Below are 19,468 nucleotides of genomic sequence, written 5' to 3'. Positions count from 1 at the left end.
TCAGGCCATCTCGAGCTTGAAGCGTGCGATGCTCCCGCTCAGATTGCTGGCGACATGGTTGAGTTCATCGATGGCCGAACTGGACTGGCGCAGGGATTCCACTGTCTGCTGCGTCGCTTCGGTCAGCTGGATGAGCGCCTCGCTGATCTGCTCGGCACCCGTCGCCTGCGCCTGCATGCCTTCGCTGACGGATTCATAGCGCGGTGTCAGCGCCTGCACTTGCGTGATGATTTCGGAAAGCTTGGCACCGATCTCATGGACATCCTGGAGGCCGCGCCGCACTTCCTCCGAGAACTTGTCCATGCCCATGACGCTGGCCGATACGGCGGACTGGATCTCTTTGACCATCTGCTCGATGTCGTAGGTGGCGACGGCGGTCTGGTCGGCCAAGCGCCGAATTTCCGAGGACACCACGGCAAAGCCGCGCCCGTATTCACCGGCCTTTTCCGCTTCGATCGCGGCGTTGAGCGACAACAGATTGGTCTGGTCGGCCACTTTGGTAATCGCCGTGACCACCTGGTTGATGTCGCTGGCCTTTTCGTTCAGCACGGCGAGCTTGGCGGTGATGGAGCTGGCGGCGCCCATCACCTGGTTCATCGTGTCTTCCATATGGGCCAGCTCGACCTTGCCCCCGGATGCCAGATTGGCGGTGTGCTCCGAGACCGTCACGACGTCGGACATCGTCCGGACCAGTTCCCTGGAGGTTGCAGCGATCTCACGCGAGGTCGCCCCGATCTCCGTGGTGGTCGCGGCGACTTCCGAAGCCGTGGCCTGCTGCTGTTTGGACGTCGCCGCAATCTCGGTCATCGAGGTGCTGACGCGGATGCCCGAGCGCTGGACCTGGCCGACGAGTTCCATCACTTCGTCGGCCATGCGGTTATAGCCTTCGCCGAGATCGCCCAACTCGTCCTGTCGAACGATCTGCATGCGCTGGGTGAAGTCACCCTTGCGCATGGTGTCCATCAATGTCTTCAACTGCAGCAGGGGCCTGGTGATGGCGCGCAGCAGCGAAAAGCCCGCGACGGCGGCGACCACCAAGGCCAATGCGAAGGCCACTATCATGGCGCTCAGCAGGGACAGGATCTCGCTGCCGACAATGTCCGGCATGGCGAAGGCGCGTTGCTGGTTGAACGCGATCACGTCGGTAAGGTTCTTGAAGGCCGTGTTGAAGGCTGCATCGACGCCCGAAGCGGCAGAGGCCCTGGCCTCCCCATTCCCACCGGCCTGTTTGAGAAAGCCCTCCTTCAAGCTCTGATAAGAATCGACCGAGTCCTTGAAGCGCGAGAAGAGCTGCCGATCGGCGTCCGCAATGATCGTATCCTCATAGCCCTTGAAAAGCTGAACCATCTTGGTTCGGCCATCGGCAAGCTGATCTTCGGTCAAAGGCTTGGCTGTCGCCTCGCGCGACATGACGAAGGCAAGATAGTCTTGAAAAAGCCCGTCCTTGACGAAAGCGGCCTGTCGTAGCCCGGCCACGGAGTCCGACTTGAGGCTGGTGACGTGGTCGTCGATCGACTTGAGCTGCCAATAGGCAAACAGTCCGATCGCCAAAACGACCAGGAGGATAATGCCGAAACTCAGCATTATACGTGCACGGATAGTCACTTGCTTCATGGAAATAGCCGCATCATCTCAGTCTTGCAACGATCAGCACGTCGAGTATGGTAATATGGCTCGACCGTACGACGAAATCCGTAGGGAAGGTTACATCGAAATCCACGATAAGTAAGGTCAGATCCGCAAATGGAAGCATGCCGGACCAACGGACGCTGGCGCCGACGCCATACATGATTCATCCCCCACCCGAGCGATCTCCTGGCAACGCCCTCATTCGAAGCGACGGATTCCCGGATTCGCTCCGGCGATCATCGGTCGATTCAGGCAACGCGGCGGGAGCAAAATTGCCCCTTGCGACCTTTGATCATGCTCGTCATTCGCTATCGATGCGTACATGTGGCAAGATATGCCGGAAAAACATTAATCGCTTCATAATGAATGACTTACTTCCAAAACATGCTTTTGCGAAGGAAGGCGCCCCATGCATGCCTGACGGATGCGACACGTTCCGGCGAGGCTTCGTTCAGGGGGCCGTGTGATAGCTGGGCACGTCGAAGGCTTCCAGTGCCGTCGACCTGGCTCGAGGACCCATTGTCCCGATGCCCTCCTCGTCAGATCCGTGTGCGGCGATGCCAGCCGTAACTCCTGATAGCGGGAACATCCCCCCTGCCCTTACCCCGTTAGTGCCGCCCTCTGATAAATGAGATAAAATTACATACATAATATACGTTTCTTCGCTATTTCAAATTTAAAGATTATTTTGGTTTTATTTCTTCAGTGTAATATAGTAATAATTAGAATTAAAATTTGAATATTTTTGAAACTTATATCGATGAATTTAAAATTAGAATAATTAAAATATGCGCTCGTTGACTTGAGTTAACAGATATTGTTAGGCGGGGCCGACTTTTTCTAAAGAAAGCTTGGGGCCCGTGAATCTCAAATCCCTCCTCCTGGCATCCGTGTCACTTGTCCTGGCGCCCGGTGCCGTCCACGCACAATCCAACGGCGCTGCACCGATCGAGCTCGATCCGGTGGTGGTCGAGGGCAAGGGCCGCGGCGGAATACCGGGCGTGATCAACACCACCGGCTATGTCGCGACGTCCGGCCGGAGTGCCACCAAAACCGATACCCCCCTGCTGGAGGTACCGCAGTCCGTCTCCACCGTGACGCAGCCTCAGCTCGAGGAGCGCAAGCCGCAAAATCTGCTCGAGGCGATCGCCTACACCCCTGGCGCCGTTGTGGGCATGTACGGCTTCGACTCCCGCTATGACGGGTTCATGATCCGCGGCATCGACATGACCAACACCGGCGTGTTCCGCGACGGGCTCAGGCAACTCAACAGCCCGAATGGTCTGTTCCGGCTCGAACCTTACGGGGTAGAGGCAATCTCCATCCTGCGCGGCCCCGCCGCCTCCATCTACGGCGCCAGCAGCACGGGCGGTATCGTCGACATCATCTCCAAGCGCCCAACCGAGACGCCGTTCCGCGAGATCGAATTGCAGACAGGGTCCTTCGGCCGGCTCCAGGGCAATTTCGACCTGTCCGGGCCTCTCGATGCCGAGAACACCGTGTTCTATCGGCTGACTGGCGTCATTCGCAATGCGAGCGCCGAAATCAGCGCCGGCCGGGACGACCGGGTCTTCATCGCGCCGGCTATCACCTGGAAGCCGAACGACAAGACCAAGCTCACGGTGCTCGGCGAATACATGGATTCCACCGTCGGCGGCACCCAGGCCTATCTCAACACCTATGCGCCCTATGTCGACGGCCAGGGCAATGTCACCGACAAGTCGACCGGTGCCACCAGGCAGTTCGTGGGCGACCGGCGCTACAACGACTTTCGCCAGCAGCAGGGGCGCGTCGGCTACGAGTTCGAGCACAAATTCAGCGACGCGCTGATCCTGCGCCAGAATGCCCGCTATTCGCAGCTCGGCACCAACCAGGAATACTACTATTTCGGCTCTGGCCTGACACGCGAGAGCACCGCCGGCTTCGCCAGCGATACCAGCCTGGAAAGCCACTTTGCCACCGGCCCGGTCGAACACACGCTGCTGACGGGCCTGGATACCAGCTACCTGCACTACCGCTCAGGGGAAGGATATGGCGGGGTGCCGCTCGGGGTCGACCCGCCGCTCACCACCCAGTCCAAGCAGACGCTGGCGATGACCGGCATCTACATCCAGGACCAGGTCAAATGGCAGAACTGGCGCCTGACCCTCGGCAGCCGGCATGACTGGCTTTACAGTCGCTTCAGTACGGGCACCGTCGGCAGCGGCATGACGCAAAGCAAGAGCCGCGACACCAAGTTCACCGGCCGGGCGGCCTTGAGCTATGTCACCGATTTCGGCCTCGCCCCCTATGTTGCCTATGGCACCTCCTTTACGCCCAATCCGGGGACGGTGCTCAATGGCAGCGTGGCCACGCCCACCACTGGCGAACAGACGGAAATCGGCATCAAATACGATATTCCCAACATGAACGCCTCGCTGCGCGCCGCCGTTTTCGACATGCGCCAGAACAACGCCGTGGTCTATGAGGTCGTCGATGGTCTCAACAAGCAGGTCCAGCTCGACGTGCGCTCGCGCGGCGTCGAGATCGAGGGTGTGGCCTCGCTGACCAACGGGCTGAGCGTCCAGGCTTCGTATTCCTACAACGATGCCCGCATCCTCAAGCTCACGCCCGATACGGAGGGGAACCGGCTCTCGAGCGTGCCCTATCACATGGCCTCGCTCTGGCTCGACTATGCCTTCCAGGAGGGGCCCGCCACGGGTCTCGGCATCGGCGGCGGCGTGCGCTATGTCGGTTCGAGCCTGGGTGACAATCTCAATCGCGCGATACTCGAAAACAAGCCGCGCACCTTCGTCGACGCCTCGGTCCGCTACGATCTCGAGAACATCAATCCCAAGCTGGCGGGCATGCGCGTGCAGGTCAGCGCCACCAATCTGCTCAACGAGGTCAAGCAGGTCTGCACGGTCGGCTATTGCTATTTCGATGAGGGACGCAAGGTCATCGCCAGCCTGCGCTATCGCTGGTGAACGACATCAAGCCGGGCAGGTCGGCAAGGCGCGCATTGTCTTCCCCGCTTGCGGTCGTGCTCGGTGTCGGCGGCCTCTATGTCGGCCAGAGCATCATTGGCGGGCTGACCTTCATCGCCCTGCCGAGCGTGCTGCGCGAGCGCAACCTGCCGCTCGACCAGATCGGCCTGCTCTATCTGGCCGTGCTGCCCTGGGCCTTCAAGTTCCTCTGGGCCCCGGCGGTGGAGCGCTATCGGTTGCCGCCCACGGGGCATAGCCGCTCCCGCTCGATCGTGCTGGTCGGGGGCCTGATATCGGCCGTCGGCCTCATCCTGTCAGGGCTGATCGGGCCGACCGGCTTCATGCCCCTGCTCGCCGTGCTGCTGCTGATCGCCTTCGCCACCTCGACCAGCGACATCGCCTGCGACGGACATGCGGTGGAAACCCTGTCCGAGCGCCATCATGGCTGGGGCAATGCGGCGCAAGTCGGAGGCGCCTATCTTGGGTCGGCGATCGGGTCGGGGCTCTTCCTGGTGCTGGTCGCCCAATGTGGCTGGGGCGTCGCCTGCTTTGCCATGGCGGCCCTGCTGATCGTGCTCGGCCTGCTCTTCGTGATCTCTCCGGCGCCGCCCTCGCCCGGGCGGGACCATCGGCCTTCCTTGCGCCAGGCGCTGCGGCGCAAGGACATGCATCTGGGCCTGGCATTGGCAGCGGTCAATGTGATCGCCCAGAAATGGGGTGTCAGCATGCAGGGCCCCTTCCTGATCGACAGTGGCCTCGACCTCACCTCGCTCGGCATCGTCAATGGCGTTGGCGGCATGGCCGTCGGCTTTGTCTGCGCCCTGATCGGTGGTGCCCTCGTGCGGCTGTGGAGTGCGCGGGTCGTCTTGGCGCTGGCTCTCGTCCTGCAGGCCCTGGCACTGTCGGGCCTAGCCTACGCCGCCTGGAAGGGTGATGTCGGCCAGCCCCTCCTGCTCGTCCTCGCCCTGGCGAGTTCGTCCGGCATCATGGCACTGGGCTTCGTCGCGCTCTATGCCCAATTCATGGCGGTCTCGGATCCACGTCAGGCCGGGATCGACTTCACGCTGCTGCAATGCATGGACGCATTGGTCAGCATGGCCGGCGGCATGGGATCGGGCTGGATTGCCCAGCATTGGGGCTACGGGCTCTATTTCGGCCTGGCGGCGTTGCTCGCTTTGGCCGCCGCGCCGATCGCCGCGATGCTCAGTCATCGCGTCGCTGCACGGTCCGATATCCGAAAGAGCCAGCGGGAGGCGCTGGCCGGAGTTCCATCCGGCCAATGATCGCATCCCTCGCGCCCTGCTTTGCCGGAAATCTCCACTGGTACAAGGAGACCTTGGCGCTCCCGGGCACACATGGCGGCGCCATTGCCGGTCGTCGACTGCTCGAAAAGGGCGTGGCGGAAGAACTGATGTCGCGATTTGCCGGCACCTATCCAGGTGGCGACCGCAACGCCCTCGTCTCGATGTGGACGCAATGGCATTTCGGAGCGCTAGTCATCCCAGCGACGGCTGCAATCCTGCTGCTCGACCGGGAACTGCCCGTGGATCTCGATGCGATCGGCATCGTTCCGCACGAAAGCGGGCGTACGGCGGCGCTGGTTATTCCCGATGACGGCAAGCCGCATCCCGGCAGTGCCACCGAACGCTTTTCGCGCTTGTTCGAGGGACATGTCGAACCGCTGATCCACAGTTTCGCCGGACAATTCGGCGTGTCCAAGCGCCTGCTGTGGACCAATGCCGCTGCCATTTTCGAGTGGACGTTGCAGCAGGCGCTGGAGGTGGGGGCTCCCTGCCCCGCCGCCCTGGAGGAAGGCCGCGTCTTGCTGCGGCGGCGCTGCGGCGGCGACGGCCGGCCCAATCCGATCTGCGGAGCGATATGCTATCCCCTGGAACAGGGGCAGCCTGTGCGTCGGCGGAAAGTCTGCTGCCTGCGCTATCTACTCCCCGGCGTAGAGGATTGCGGCAGCCTGTGCCCGCTGCCGCCAACAAGCCGGCAGCAAAAAAGCGCTTCCGCTTAGCACTATAGTCGTGATTTGGTGAGACATTGGGCATGCATCATCGCAATCGCAGATAAGACTATTGCCCTGGAGCAAACGCCCAGGCGCGCGTTATCCCAGCTTCAGTGCATGATCTCGGCGACCCAGGCGCTGTCCGGGCCACGGGCAAAATAGATACGGATCTGGTTCGCCTGCGCCTGGGGCACGTCCTTCACCATGGCTGTGCAGGTGACGCCCGGACGACCGACAGCCGGCACACAAGTGTTGATATGGGCAGTCTGTTGCTGCTTGGCGGCCAGCGCGGGTATTGCCCGCATGGCGGCAGTTGCCTCTGCATCGCTTGGTTGATCGAGGAGCAAGGCGGTCGCGGACGCCAGGAAAACGAAAACCAGGCCATCCGCCAAAATCCGGTTGATCGGCACGGCGGCCTCCTGTGTTCAACATCGGAAGAACAGGCGGAGTCACGCTTATAAACCAGCAAGGGGGCAGAAATCGGATGGCGTGTTCCGGCTAAGCGGTGCCGGACATGTCCGGCGGCACCTCTGACGTGCCAATGTGGCGGTTCAACCGGCGATATTCACCGGGCGGCAGGCCGAAACGCGCCCTGAAGCTCCGCGAAAACTGGGCCTGGTCGGTGAAACCCCATTGATAGGCGATCTCGGCAGCGGTCTGACCATTGGCGGGATTTTCGAGCGCGGCGCGGCAGGCCGCCAGCCTTTGATCCCGGATCCAGCCCGCCACCGTCTGGTCGGTGTCGCGGAACAGATCATGCAGATAACGGATGGAAACCCCGCAGGCCCGTGCGATCATCTCGGGATCGAGGCGCCAATCGTTGAGATGACCCCGGATATAGGCCTCGATCCGGGCGAGATGGGCCTCGCGCACCGTCGAACTGCCCGATGTCAGGATGCGCTCATCCGCCTTGACGGCCAGCACCAGGAGGTCGATGAGCTGGCGCCCCACGGCGTTGCGCGCCTCTTCGTCCAGCGCCTCGAAGCGCTGGGGCAGGAGATGCAGCATGTCGGCGAAGAGGCCGCCTGCCCCATTGGCCGCATCGAATTGCAGCGAGCACAACCTGTCTGGACTGCGGATGCGCTCCGACAGTGGCTGCGAGGCCACCTTCAGCACCCAGAGATCCGCCGGGTCGGCATGGCTGAACTCGTAGGGCTCATGGCTGCGTTCGAGGAAGAAGCCGCCGGGCGAACAGCGCACCTCGCTGCCGCATTGGGAGAAATAGACCTGGGAACGGGTCGGCACCGTCACCAGGAACTCTTCCTTGCGGGCGCTGCGAAAATGATGCGGCAGGCGCAGATATTGCAGCCCATCCGACGACAGCCGTGAGATCGACACGTCGCCGAACTGCCAGATGGTGAGGTCGCCGAAGAAATGATCCGGATGGCGGAACGTCAGGTCGAGCGGGAAATAGGCTCCGGCGATGGCCTGGTGCCAGTGCCGGCTCCGGTCCATGGTGCGGGTCGCGCTCGTGGTGACGGAAGTCTTCATGACAGCTCCGCGGAACGGCTGTCGAGACTAGGCGCGAGAGACGGGGATGGCAATCGCCTGGCCCCGCCGCCAGGCCGATTGTGCACTCAGCGTCAAACCATTGCTCTCTCCCTGCAAAGACGGCCGCCCTCAAACCTGCTTGGCTGATGGTGACGACGGTGCGCAGACGCCGCTGCAGGGGATCAGGCGGGAGACGAACTCTTCTCCCGCATTACCGGCGGCCGGCCGGAGCGTTTCGCGATTTTGGCGGCATCGCCAAGAATCGCAAAGACGCGTCGAACCGAAGAGTGCGAGCAAGCAAGCGTTCACGCCTGAACGCGCTTTGCTCTGGGGAGGATGGATGTCGACCGAGCGAGCAAAAGTAGATCCGATCACGCTGTCGGTGGTGCGTGGGGTCCTGGAGACCACTCAGCGCGAAATGACGCTGGCGCTGGAGAAGACGGCGCGCTCCTCCGTCTTCAACCTGGCGCATGACTATTCGACGGCGCTCTTCAATGCCCGCCCGGAGATGATCCTGCAGGGCCAGGACATTCCCATCCATCTGGGCTCGCTGATCCCGGCCATGAAGGCGGTCGCCAAATTCTTCGGCGACGACATCCATGAGGGCGATCTCTTCCTGCACAACGATCCGGCCTTCGGCGGCAGCCACGCCATCGACACCTGCATGTACAAGCCGGTGTTCTACCAGGGCGAACTGGTCTACTGGACCGTGTGCAAGGGGCACCTCACCGATATCGGTGGCCCCGTTCCGGCCGGCTACAACCCCAACGCCACCGAGATCTATGCCGAATGCCTGCGCATTCCGCCGGTGAAGATCTGGGATCGCGGCAAGCCGCGCGAGGATGTGCTCAACCTGATCTTCTCCAACATGCGGGCACGGCGCGACCAGGAAGGCGATTTCCGCGCCCTGATCGGCGCCTGCCAAGTCGGCGAGCGGCGCCTGATCGCCCTGCTCGACAAATATGGCAAGCCGACCGTCGATGCCTGCATCGATACACTGCTCGACATGGCCGACCGGCATATGCGCTCGCTGATCGCGAGCGTTCCTGACGGCACCTATGAGGGCAAGGCCATCCTGGAGGATGCCGGGCACGGTTTCGGCGACTTCGAGATCGGCGCCAAGGTCACCATCACCGGCGACGCCTGCCATATCGTCATCTCCAGCCCGCCGCAGGTGCCCTATTTCATCAATTCCTACGAGGGGAATTCGCATTCGGGCGTCTATCTCGGCCTGATGATGTTCGCCGCCTTGCCCCCGCCCTACAATGAGGGGCTCTATCGCTGCGTGAGCGTCGATTTCGGGCCGAAGGGCACGCTGTGCAACGCACAGGAGCCCGCCCCTCACATGAACTGCACCACCACGCCGATGGAAACGCTGACCGATGCGGTGCGCCTCGCCTTCGAGAAGGCGATGCCCTCCAAGGTCGCGGCCTCCTGGGGACATGCCAACGGGCTCAACATCGCCGGCAAGGACGGCCGCACCGGCGAGGAGTTCGTGACCATGGTGCTCGCCACCATCATCTCGGGCGGCGGCGCCACGCCCCAGCAGGACGGCTGGCATGCCGTCGGCCCGGAATGCTGCTTCGGCGCCCTCACCTCGGGCGATGTCGAGCTTCTGGAATATTCCTATCCCATCATCATCCACCGCTATGCGCTGATGACCGATTCAGGCGGCGCCGGGAAGTTCCGCGGCGGCTCGGGTACGGCCTGGGAGGTCGAGCCCCTGACCGGCGACATGCTGTGCATCGGCTTCGGCGAGGGACGGCGCATTCCGGCCATGGGCGCGGCCGGGGCCAAATCCGCCCTCGTCGACAAGAAGGTCGGCCGCGTCGAGCTGCGGCGCGGCGGTGAGGTCACGGTCGAGCGCAAGAACATCATCGAGACCATCAAGCCCGGCCAGACCATCACCAATCTCAATCCCGGCGGCGGCGGCTATGGCAACCCGTTCGAACGCCCTGTCGACAACGTGGTCTGGGACGTGCGCAACGGCCTCGTCTCCCTCGAGGGCGCCCGCGCCGACTACGGCGTGGCCATCAAGGATACCGAGACGCTGGAAGTCGACCTCGCCGAAACCCGCCGGCTCCGCGCGGCCTGAAAGAAGTCATCATGGAACATGCTTTTCGTCTCGGCATCGACGCCGGGGGCACCTTCACCGATTTCGTCATCGCCAATCGCGCCAGCGGCGACGTCAGACTGTTCAAGGCCCTTTCCACGCCTTCCGACCCGACCAGGGCGATCGAGAACGGCCTCAGGCAGATCGCCGAGAACCTGGGCACGACGCCTTCTGCCATCGTGTCCGACTGTGACCTGTGCATCAACGGCACCACCGTCGGCCTCAATGCCCTGATCACCCACCGGGGCGGCAAGACCGGGCTGATCTGCACGGCGGGCCACGAGGATTCCATCGAGATCCGCAACGGCCACAAGGAAGACGGCTTTCGCTACGATCCGGAATATCCGGCGGCCACCATGCTGGTGCCGCGCTATCTCAGGCGTGGCGTGCGCGAACGTGTTCTCTCGGACGGTTCGGTGCGCACCCCGATGCAGGAAGAGGATGTGCGCCAGGCCTGCCGCCTGTTCCTCGCAGAGAAGGTGGAGACGGTAGCGATCTCCTTCGTCTGGTCCGTGCTCAATCCCGGGCATGAGCGCCGCGCCGCCGAGATCGTGCGGGAGATGATGCCCGAAGCGATCCTCACCGTCGGCAGCGAGCTCTATCCGCAGATCCGCGAATATACCCGCACCTCCACCGCGGTGACCAATGCCTATCTGGCCCCGGTGATGCGGCGCTACGTGACGGCGGTCGATCGCTATTTCCGCGATCTCGGCGCCAGGCAGCCCGTACGCTATTTCCAGTCCAATGGTGGCCTCGCCGTCGGGCAGGTGATGACCGACCGCTCCGTCTACGCCATCAATTCAGGCCCGGCCTCCGCCCCGCAGGCCGGCCTCTATGTCGGCGCGCCCTTCGGCAAGGAGAATGTCATCACCGTCGACATGGGCGGCACCTCCTTCGACATCACACTGACGCGCAACGGCCAGACCAACCTCAACAAGAACGTCGACTTCCTGCGCTACCGTGTCGGTGTTCCCATGATCCAGGTCGAGACGCTCGGGGCCGGCGGCGGCTCAATCGGCTGGATCGACAGCCTGGGCCTGCTGCAGGTCGGCCCGCAATCGGCCGGCTCGGAACCCGGCCCGGCCTGCTACGGGCGCGGCGGAACCGATCCAACGACCTCCGATGCCAATCTCGTGCTCGGCTATCTCAATCCTGAGGGCCTGCTCGGCGGCAAGCTGCCGCTCGACGTTGCCAAGGCCCGCGAAGCCGTCGCCAGGGTCGCGGAGCCGCTCGGCATCAGCATCGAACAGGCCGCCTATGGCATGTTTACGATCGTAAACAGCGGCATGGTCAACGGCATCCGGCGCGTGTCGGTCGAGCGCGGCTACGATCCGCGCGACTTCGTTTTGGTCGGGGCCGGCGGCGCCACCGCCGCCCACATCACCGCTCTGGCGCGCGAGATGGGCATCGACACCATCATCCTGCCCAAGCTTGCCTCGGGCCTGTGCGCCTTCGGGCAGATCATCTCGGACGTCAAATACAATTATATGGCCACGGCTCCGCTGCGCTTGGATAATGAAGGCGCCTGCGAAAAGATCGATACGCTCTTCGATGAGATCGAGGCACAGGGCGTCCGCCATCTGGAGGTGGACGGCTTTGCTGCCGACCGTATCGCCATCAAGCGCAGCCTGGAAATGCGCTATGTCGGCCAGGTGCATGAGTGCACCGTCGACATCGACAATTTCAGGATCGACGAAACCACGATCGACAAGGTCAAGGATGCCTTCCACGCCCGCCACGAGGAACTCTACACCTATAGCGAGCGGCACAATCCTGTCGAAGTGGTGAACATCGAATCCACCTTGTACGGGCTGATCGAGAAACCGAGACCTCCCAGGCTGGAGGGAACCGGCAGTCTGGAACTCGCGCTCAAGGGCAAGCGGCCCGCAATCTTCCAGGCCTCAGGCGAGGTTACGTCGACACCTGTCTATGACGGCTCGAAGCTGGGCGTGGGGGTCTCCGTTGCCGGGCCGGCCATCATCGAGGAGGTCACCACCACCATCGTCATCGAGCCCGGCTGGACTGCAGCCTTACACGAAAGCGGCAGCTATCTGCTGACCTGCAAGGATTGACCGGCGATGCCCGCTCTTCCTGCGCTCCTCCCGTTTGCGGCCCTGTCTCCGCTAGCGATTGGGCGGCAGGAAGAAGGCCTGGCGGAAATAGGAGCGGAAGGCTTCCATGGCGGGGGTGAACGCCGCGTCCCGCCGCCAGGCCAGGCCGACATCCATCGAGGGGATCGGCTCGGTCGGCACGATCGTCTCGATGCGCTTGCCCTCCAGCGACCAGGGCCTGAGCACCATGTCCGACAGGATCGCCACTCCCTGCCCGTCCGCCACCAGCGAGCGCACGGCCTCCACCGAGGAGGTTCGCAGCGTCACGTTCGGCCGGAAGGAGGACAGGCTCCAATAGCGCAATGCCGTGTGGGCGGCTTCATCCACGGTCAGCATGATATAGGGCTCTTCGGCGACCTCCTTGAGACTGACGGCGCCCTGCGCCAGCAGCCGGTGGCGGGCCGGCACCCACAGCCGCCGGCGCGAGCTCATCAGCGTCTCGGTGGTGAGGTCGGGATTGATGACGTTGGAAGTCAGCAGCACAGCCATGTCGTAACGATTGGCCAGCAGTCCATCCTCGATCGCCTCGCGGTTGAGCTCGAAGAGGCGGATGTCGAGATTGGGCCAGGCACGGCGCAGGCGGCCGAGATGGTTGGGCAGGAAATAGCCGATGACCGTATAGGTCGCCGCAACCGTCAGCCGGCCGGCGAAATCGTTGGCGGGCAGGAGCAGGCTGGTGGCCTCCTCGACCTTGTTCAGGATCTCATAGGCATGGAACAGGAACTGGCGGCCCGCAGGCGTCATGTCCATGCCCTGGGTGGAGCGGGTGAACAGCTCGACACCGACGATCTGTTCCAGCTCCTTGATGGCGGTGGTGATGGCCGATTGCGAGATGCCGAGCTCGCCCGCAGCCTGGGACACCTGGCCATGCTCGGCCGTCGCCACGAAATAGCGGATCTGGCGCAGACTGACCGGCATGAACGACTCCCTTTGCGTTTCAGATCGATCTCTACATCAATATTTGAAAAATCGATAGACGCCCGATTGTTACTCGATCGCCTTTCCCTGACACTCGCTCATCTATGTCAAAACGACCATAAATCGGAGAAATTCAAACGAAGTCAGGAAATTCTCGACTTCTGAAAATCAGATATCAATCATCTGATTATATAATTTTTCAATCTACCCATCTCGCCGTAACGTCAGAGCAAGACCGGCGGCGATGCCGGCGCAGGACTAATTACAGAGGGAGGCTGGCTTGGCGCTGGCTGCAGTCGACATCAATTGCGACATGGGCGAAGGCTTCGGCCAATGGCGCCTGGCGGAGGCGGATGACGCCGCCTTGATGGAACTCATCAGTTCCGCCAACATCGCCACCGGCTTTCATGCCGGGGACCCCTCGCTGATGGACGCCACCGTGCGGCTGGCGGCCCAGCACGGCGTCGGCATCGGCGCCCATCCCGGCTATCGCGATCTCCAGGGCTTCGGCCGCCGCCGCATCGAGGGAGCGCCCGAAGAGATCGTCAACGACATCGTCTACCAGACCGGAGCGTTGCGGGAATTCGCCCGCCGCCACGGCGCCAGCCTGCAACATGTGAAGCCGCATGGCGCGCTCTACATGGAGCTGGCTGTCAATGAGGAACTGTCGCGCTCCTTCGTCCATGCAATGCAGGCCACCGCTCCCAACGCCTTCATCTATTGCATGGATGTCTCGCTGACCCATCGCGTCGCCGTCGAGGCCGGCCAGCCGGTAATCCGCGAATTCTATGCCGACCGCGACTATGGCCGTTCGGGCTCCATCGTGTTCACCCGCCGCACCGGCAAGCTCGATCCGGCGGCGATCGCCGACAAGGTGGTGCGGGCCTGCCGGGAACAGCGAGTACGGACCGTCGAGGGCGACGACATCGACATCGCCTTCGATTCCATCTGCTTTCACTCCGATACGCCCGGCAGCCTTGCCATCGCCCGCGCCATGCGCGCGGCCCTGGTCGCCGATGGCATCAAGATCATGCCCGCGAGCGAACTCGCCCACCTGCCCAAAGCCATCACGAGGGGATGAAGAATGGCAATTTCGCAGATCATGTCACCCTTGCCCGGTGTCTTCTACAGACGCCCCTCCCCTGACAGCCCGTTCTTCAAGGAGGACGGGGAGTCCGTCGCGGCCTCCGATGTCATTGGCCTGATCGAGGTGATGAAATCCTTCCACGAGGTCAATGCGGGCATCGGCGGCACCAATATCAAATTCCTCGTTGATGACGGCGACGCCGTGATGGCCGGCCAGGTTCTCGCCGAGGTGGAGGCATGAACATCCGTTCCGTCCTCATCGCCAATCGCGGCGAAATCGCCGTACGCATCAATCGCGCGGCCAAGGCGCTGGGGCTGCGCACCGTGCAGGTCTACAGCGCCGCGGACAAGGACTCCCTCGCCGTACGGCTTGCCGACGAGGCCATCGAGATAGGCCCCCCGGCCGCCAAGAAATCCTATCTCGACATCGAGGCCGTGCTTGCTGCCGCCAGGGCGGCCAAAGTCGATGCCGTGCATCCCGGCTATGGCTTCCTGGCCGAGAACGCCGATTTCGCCGATGCCGTGGTGGCGGCGGGCATGAAATTCGTCGGCCCCGCTGGCTCTGCAATCCGCCTGCTCGGCGACAAGGTCGCGGCGCGGGCCGAAGCCGAGAAGGCAGGCGTTCCCACCGTGCCGGGCAGCGGCGGTCGCATCGCCGATCTCGAGGAGGCCGAGGCGGTCGTCGAGCGCATCGGCTTTCCGGTAATGATCAAGGCCGTGGCCGGGGGCGGCGGACGCGGCATTCGCGTCGCCGCGGACATGGACGAGTTCCGCCGGCAGTTCCCCCAGGCTTCCGCCGAGGCGGCCGCTGCCTTCGGCGATGGCGGTCTCTATATCGAGAAGGCCATCGAAAAGGCGCGCCATGTCGAGGTGCAGATCCTCGGCGACGGCCGGAACTTCGTGCATTGCTACGAGCGCGAATGCTCGCTGCAGCGCCGGCGCCAGAAAGTATGGGAGGAAGCACCCGCCGTCGGCCTGTCGCCCGAGGTGCGCGAACGCCTGTGCCGGAGTGCCGTCGCCCTCGCCCGCTCGGTCGGCTATAGCGGCGCCGGCACGGTGGAATATCTTTATGACGAAGCCAGCCAGGACTTCTATTTCATCGAAGTGAACACGCGCATACAAGTCGAACATCCGGTGACGGAGATGGTCACCGGTCTCGACCTGGTCCAGGAGATGCTGCGCATTGCCGGCGGCGAGCCGCTCTCCGTCCGCCAGGAGGACATCGCCGTCGCCGGCCACGCCATCGAATGCCGCATCAACGCCGAGGATCCGTTCAAGAACTTCATGCCCTGGCCTGGCGTGGTCTCGGAATTGTCGGTGCCAGAAGCGGAGGACATCCGTTTCGACACCATGCTCTTTGCGGGCTATGCGGTGCCGCCCTTCTACGACTCCCTGCTGGGCAAGCTCGTCGTGCATGGCGAGGACCGTACGGCCTGCCTGGCCACGCTTCGGCAGGCACTGGCCGGCCTGAAGATCGAGGGCATTCCCACCACCATTCCCCTGCACAAGGCCCTGGCCGCCGACATCGATGTCGCAGCGGGGCGTTTCCACACACGCTTTCTCGAGGGCTGGCTGGAGAACCGTTTTGCGCCGCCGCCAGTCGAACCGGCGAAGGAGGCCGCCCGATGAAAAGCCGATATTCCTTTGGCGGCGATGAGCACCTGTTCGTCGAATGCGACGAGAGCATGTCGCTGGAGGCTTTCTTCAAGAGCCTGTCCATGACCCGCGCCATCAGGGAGGCCGGCATTGCCGGCGTCACCGAGATCTGCCCGGCCAATGCCTCCTTCCAGATCCGCTTCGATCCCGATCGCATCAAGCCGGACGACATCCTGGCGGAGGTGAAGGCCATCGAGACCGCGGCTGCGAAGTCAGAGCCGATAATCGGCACACGCATCATCGAGATCCCCGTGTTTTACCAGGATCCCTGGACGCATGAGACGCTGATGCGGTTTCGCGAGCGCCACCAGGATCCGCAGGCCACCGATCTCGAATATGCCGCCCGTATCAACGATCTCGCCTCGGTCGAGGATTTCGTCACCGCCCATAGCGGCTCGCCCTGGTTCGTCTCGATGGTCGGCTTCGTGGCGGGGCTGCCCTTCATGTACCAGATGGTCGAGCGGCAAAGACAGCTCCAGGTCCCCAAATATCTGAGGCCCCGCACCGACACACCGAAGCTGACGGTCGGCCATGGCGGCTGTTTTTCCTGCATCTATTCGGTGCGTGGCGCCGGCGGCTACCAGATGTTCGGCATCACGCCGATGCCGATTTTCGATCCCGAGCAGAAGACCGGCTATCTGCGCGACTTCATGGTGTTCTTCCGGCCGGGCGACATCGTCAAGTTCAAGCCGATCGGGCGCGACGAGCATGACGCGATCGCGGCCGACGTCGCTTCCGGCCGCTATGCGCCGCAGATGCATGAGATCACCTTCGACCTCCGGGAATTCCAGAAGGATATCGACGGCTACAACGCCAGGCTGGAGGGCATGATCCATGGGCGTTAAGGTCCTCAATCCAGGCCTGTCCACCACCATCCAGGACCTTGGCAGGCCGGGTTATTTCCATCTCGGCATTCCCGTCGGCGGGGCAATGGACCGGCTGGCCCTGCGTGCCGCCAATCTCCTGGTCGGCAATGACGAGGGGGCAGCCTGCCTGGAGGCCGTGTTCCTCGGCCCCGTACTCGAATTCACCAAGGATGCGGCGATCGCCATCACCGGCGGCGAGATGCCGATCAAGATCGGCGGAGTCGAGCAACCCTCCTGGACCGCCCTCAGCGTCAAGGCCGGCCAGACGCTCAGCTTCGGCTTCCTCAAGGCGGGCGCACGCATCTATATCGCCGTCGCCGGCGGCTTCGACGTTCCCCTGGCGCTCGGCAGCCGTTCTACCTACGTGATCGGTGCTCTCGGCGGTTATAAGGGCCGCGCCTTGGCCAAGGGCGACGAACTCGCCATCGGCGAAGCGGGCGCGGTCAAGGAAGGGCGCAGCGTGCCCGAGCGCTTGCGCCGCCGTCCTGGCACACCGGCGCAGCTTCGCGTCCTGCCGGGCCTCTATTGGCACCGCGTCCAGGAGCAGTCGGGACGCGCCTTTTTCGAAGACCAATGGAAGGTCGCGCCGGAAGCCGACCGCATGGGCTATCGCTTCCGGGGCGGGCGTCCGCTGCACTTCGTCGAGCGGGAGCCGCCCTTCGGCGCGGGATCGGATCCCTCCAACATCGTCGACAGCTGCTATCCCTATGGCTCGATCCAGGTGCCGAGCGGCACCGAGCCGATCATCCTGCATCGCGACGCCGTGTCCGGCGGCGGCTATTTCATGCTCGGCACCGTGATCTCGGCCGACATGGACCTGATCGGCCAGATGCAGCCCAACACGCCGACGCAATTCGTTGAGGTCGACATGGCCACGGCCCTGGCGGCACGCGCCGAACGCGCAACGCTGCTGGCCTGTATCCGGGCCGTGCTGGCCTCCAGCTAGAACCCTTTGCTCCAGCTCCCGGTCGAAGCGGCCAAAAAGGCCGCCGACCCAAGAACATCCAAAAACATCACCATCCAAGCACGACATCGCTCCACAATCAGTGAGAGGGGAACCATCATGGCAGGCACCGTCACGGCCGCCGAAGCCGACACGCTCGACTATTCCAACCGGGCCGTTCCGCCCGATGCCCGCATGCCCAGAATGGCCCTGACCATGGCCTGGTGGGCCGTGTGCAGCGCCGTGTTCTATATCGTCGTCGGCGCGGCCCTGGCGCTGGGCTTCGGCACCCGCAACGCCATCATCGGCATGGTCATGTCGGTGATCGCCTATGGCGTGATCAACGCCGTGCTCAGCCGCTTTGCCATTCGCACCGGCCTGTCCGTCGCCCTGTTCTCGCGCGTGCTGTTCGGCAATGTCGGCGCGGGGCTGGCCACCCTGATCTTCTGCGCAACCGCCATCTACTATGCCGTGTTCGAAGGATCGGTCATCGCGGTCGGCATCCACACCATCTTTCCCGGCGTGTCCTATGCGATCGCCGCCCTGATCGTGGTGCTCTATTCGGTGCCGTTGATCTTCGGCAGCATCCAGACCTGGCTCGACAAGTTCAACGGCGTGCTGCTGCCCTTCTATATCCTCGGCCTCGTGGTCGCCGTCGGTCTGGCCATCGCCGAATATGGCTATAGCGACAAATGGCTCAATCTCGGCCCGGCCGGCGGGGCGCCGGCGAATGGCTGGTGGTCATGCTTCGTCTATTACATGGGCGTGTGGGTGCTGATGATGTTCACCTTCGACTATGCCCGTTTCGGGCGGCAGGAAGACGCCGGCTACCACGCCCTCTTCAATTTCGGCATGCCCTTCTATGTCATGGTGTTCCTGGTCAGCGGCCTGTTCGGCATGTTCATGATCGGCACCGTGCCCGATCTCGGCGCCGTCAGCGAAGTCACCGTCCTGCTCGCTTTGCTCAAGCTGATGGGCGTTTGGGGCCTGCTCTTCGTCTGGGTTACGCAGACGCGCATCAACACGGCCAATTATTATCTCGCCGCCGTCAATATGGAGGCCCTGGTCCAGCTCTTCGGCAAGCTGCCCTTCGGGCGCATCGGCTGGGCCGTGGTCGTCGGCCTGATCGTCTATCTCCTGATGCTGGCCGATGTCTTCGCCTATCTGCTGCAGGCGCTTGCCTATCAGGGCATCTTCGTGGTGGCCTGGGTCGCCGTGGCCATGGCCCACATTCTCAGCGACCGCTATCGGCGCCTAGCCGGCGATACGATCGAATATCGCTCCAGTCACGTGCCCGCCTTCAACCCACTCGGCCTGGCCGCCTGGTTTGCCGGCGCGGCCGTCGGCATCGGCCTGCACCTGTTCGGTGGCGCCTATGCGGAGTTGTCGGCACCGGCAACGGCCGTGGCCGCTTTCTGCATCTATACGGTGGGTCTTAGCTTCGCCCGCCGCTCCTGGTTCCTGGTTGCGGATTGACGCGAACAATCGCGAGACCCGGCTGGGTGATCAGCCGGGAACTTGCACGGGTGGTCGGTTGCACCGCTTGGGAACGATCGGCCCCGACAGGCGTTTGATTGCAAGATGCGCACGCGTCAACCGGACCTGGCAGTAGAGGGAACAGGGATGGTTTTTCCGGTTTCCCGCCCTGACCAACGAAATGGTAGCCGAGCCCTTGTCC

General features: G+C 63.2%; 15 protein-coding genes. 11 read left to right on the top strand and 4 right to left on the bottom strand.

Annotated elements, in window-relative coordinates; all coding sequences use genetic code 11:
• Positions 1–1,614, bottom strand: coding sequence for a methyl-accepting chemotaxis protein (locus ACTJKX_RS29560; protein ID WP_394312072.1), 1,614 nt, complete (start codon positions 1,612–1,614; stop codon positions 1–3).
• Positions 1,615–2,489: 875 nt separating this feature from the next.
• Between ACTJKX_RS29560 and ACTJKX_RS29555 the strand changes: the two genes are divergently transcribed.
• The 3 genes from ACTJKX_RS29555 to fhuF are packed head-to-tail and all read left to right on the top strand — an operon-like array spanning position 2,490 to position 6,615.
• Complete coding sequence (locus ACTJKX_RS29555) at positions 2,490–4,595, top strand: TonB-dependent siderophore receptor (RefSeq protein ID WP_440727436.1); 2,106 nt, start codon at positions 2,490–2,492, stop codon at positions 4,593–4,595.
• 35 nt (positions 4,596–4,630) lie between these two features.
• Positions 4,631–5,878, top strand: coding sequence for an MFS transporter (locus tag ACTJKX_RS29550; protein WP_394312066.1), 1,248 nt, complete (start codon positions 4,631–4,633; stop codon positions 5,876–5,878).
• Entirely contained in the window at positions 5,875–6,615 is a 741-nt protein-coding gene (gene fhuF, locus ACTJKX_RS29545; RefSeq protein WP_394312064.1) for a siderophore-iron reductase FhuF, read from the top strand. The genes ACTJKX_RS29550 and fhuF overlap by 4 nt, the downstream gene beginning before the upstream one ends.
• 101 nt (positions 6,616–6,716) lie before the next feature.
• Here the strand turns inward: fhuF and ACTJKX_RS29540 are convergent, their stop codons facing one another.
• Positions 6,717–7,016, bottom strand: a complete 300-nt coding sequence (locus ACTJKX_RS29540; RefSeq protein WP_311941312.1) for a hypothetical protein — start codon at positions 7,014–7,016, stop codon at positions 6,717–6,719.
• Positions 7,017–7,104: 88 nt separating this feature from the next.
• Positions 7,105–8,097: a helix-turn-helix domain-containing protein gene (locus ACTJKX_RS29535; protein ID WP_440727435.1), complete on the bottom strand. Its 993-nt coding sequence runs from the start codon at positions 8,095–8,097 to the stop codon at positions 7,105–7,107.
• Positions 8,098–8,437: 340 nt separating this feature from the next.
• Between ACTJKX_RS29535 and capB the strand changes: the two genes are divergently transcribed.
• Together capB and capA are read left to right on the top strand one after the other, a co-directional pair.
• Positions 8,438–10,192 carry a caprolactamase subunit beta gene (gene capB, locus ACTJKX_RS29530; RefSeq protein ID WP_394312061.1) on the top strand — a complete coding sequence of 585 codons (1,755 nt, stop codon included), beginning with the start codon at positions 8,438–8,440 and terminating at the stop codon, positions 10,190–10,192.
• 11 nt (positions 10,193–10,203) lie between these two features.
• A complete protein-coding gene (gene capA / locus ACTJKX_RS29525) occupies positions 10,204–12,282 on the top strand; it encodes a caprolactamase subunit alpha (protein ID WP_440727434.1) in 2,079 nt (692 codons plus the stop codon).
• Positions 12,283–12,333: 51 nt separating this feature from the next.
• On the opposite strand, the gene ACTJKX_RS29520 is transcribed toward capA, so the two are convergent.
• Positions 12,334–13,239 (bottom strand): LysR family transcriptional regulator, encoded by a 906-nt coding sequence (locus ACTJKX_RS29520; RefSeq protein WP_440727433.1) that lies wholly within the window; start codon positions 13,237–13,239, stop codon positions 12,334–12,336.
• 280 nt (positions 13,240–13,519) lie between these two features.
• On the opposite strand from ACTJKX_RS29520, the gene ACTJKX_RS29515 reads away from it, so the two are divergent.
• The 6 genes from ACTJKX_RS29515 to ACTJKX_RS29490 all read left to right on the top strand — a co-directional run bounded on the left by ACTJKX_RS29515 (position 13,520) and on the right by ACTJKX_RS29490 (position 19,266).
• Positions 13,520–14,320: a 5-oxoprolinase subunit PxpA gene (locus ACTJKX_RS29515; protein ID WP_440727432.1), complete on the top strand. Its 801-nt coding sequence runs from the start codon at positions 13,520–13,522 to the stop codon at positions 14,318–14,320.
• 3 nt (positions 14,321–14,323) lie between these two features.
• Positions 14,324–14,566 (top strand): acetyl-CoA carboxylase, encoded by a 243-nt coding sequence (locus ACTJKX_RS29510; RefSeq protein ID WP_440727431.1) that lies wholly within the window; start codon positions 14,324–14,326, stop codon positions 14,564–14,566.
• Entirely contained in the window at positions 14,563–15,954 is a 1,392-nt protein-coding gene (locus ACTJKX_RS29505; RefSeq protein WP_440727430.1) for an acetyl-CoA carboxylase biotin carboxylase subunit, read from the top strand. Before ACTJKX_RS29510 ends, ACTJKX_RS29505 begins: the two co-directional genes overlap by 4 nt.
• Complete coding sequence (locus ACTJKX_RS29500; protein WP_440727429.1) at positions 15,951–16,826, top strand: 5-oxoprolinase subunit B family protein; 876 nt, start codon at positions 15,951–15,953, stop codon at positions 16,824–16,826. The genes ACTJKX_RS29505 and ACTJKX_RS29500 overlap by 4 nt, the downstream gene beginning before the upstream one ends.
• Positions 16,816–17,793 (top strand): biotin-dependent carboxyltransferase family protein, encoded by a 978-nt coding sequence (locus ACTJKX_RS29495; RefSeq protein ID WP_440727428.1) that lies wholly within the window; start codon positions 16,816–16,818, stop codon positions 17,791–17,793. Before ACTJKX_RS29500 ends, ACTJKX_RS29495 begins: the two co-directional genes overlap by 11 nt.
• A 117-nt stretch (positions 17,794–17,910) precedes the next feature.
• Positions 17,911–19,266 carry a purine-cytosine permease family protein gene (locus ACTJKX_RS29490; protein ID WP_367624366.1) on the top strand — a complete coding sequence of 452 codons (1,356 nt, stop codon included), beginning with the start codon at positions 17,911–17,913 and terminating at the stop codon, positions 19,264–19,266.
• Positions 19,267–19,468 lie beyond the last annotated feature (202 nt).

This window comes from Labrys sp. 22185, from assembly GCF_052045555.1.
GTDB lineage: Bacteria > Pseudomonadota > Alphaproteobacteria > Rhizobiales > Labraceae > Labrys > Labrys neptuniae.
The sequence above is the reverse complement of the archived record's forward strand: the minus strand, read 5'-3'. Positions and strand labels throughout refer to the sequence as shown.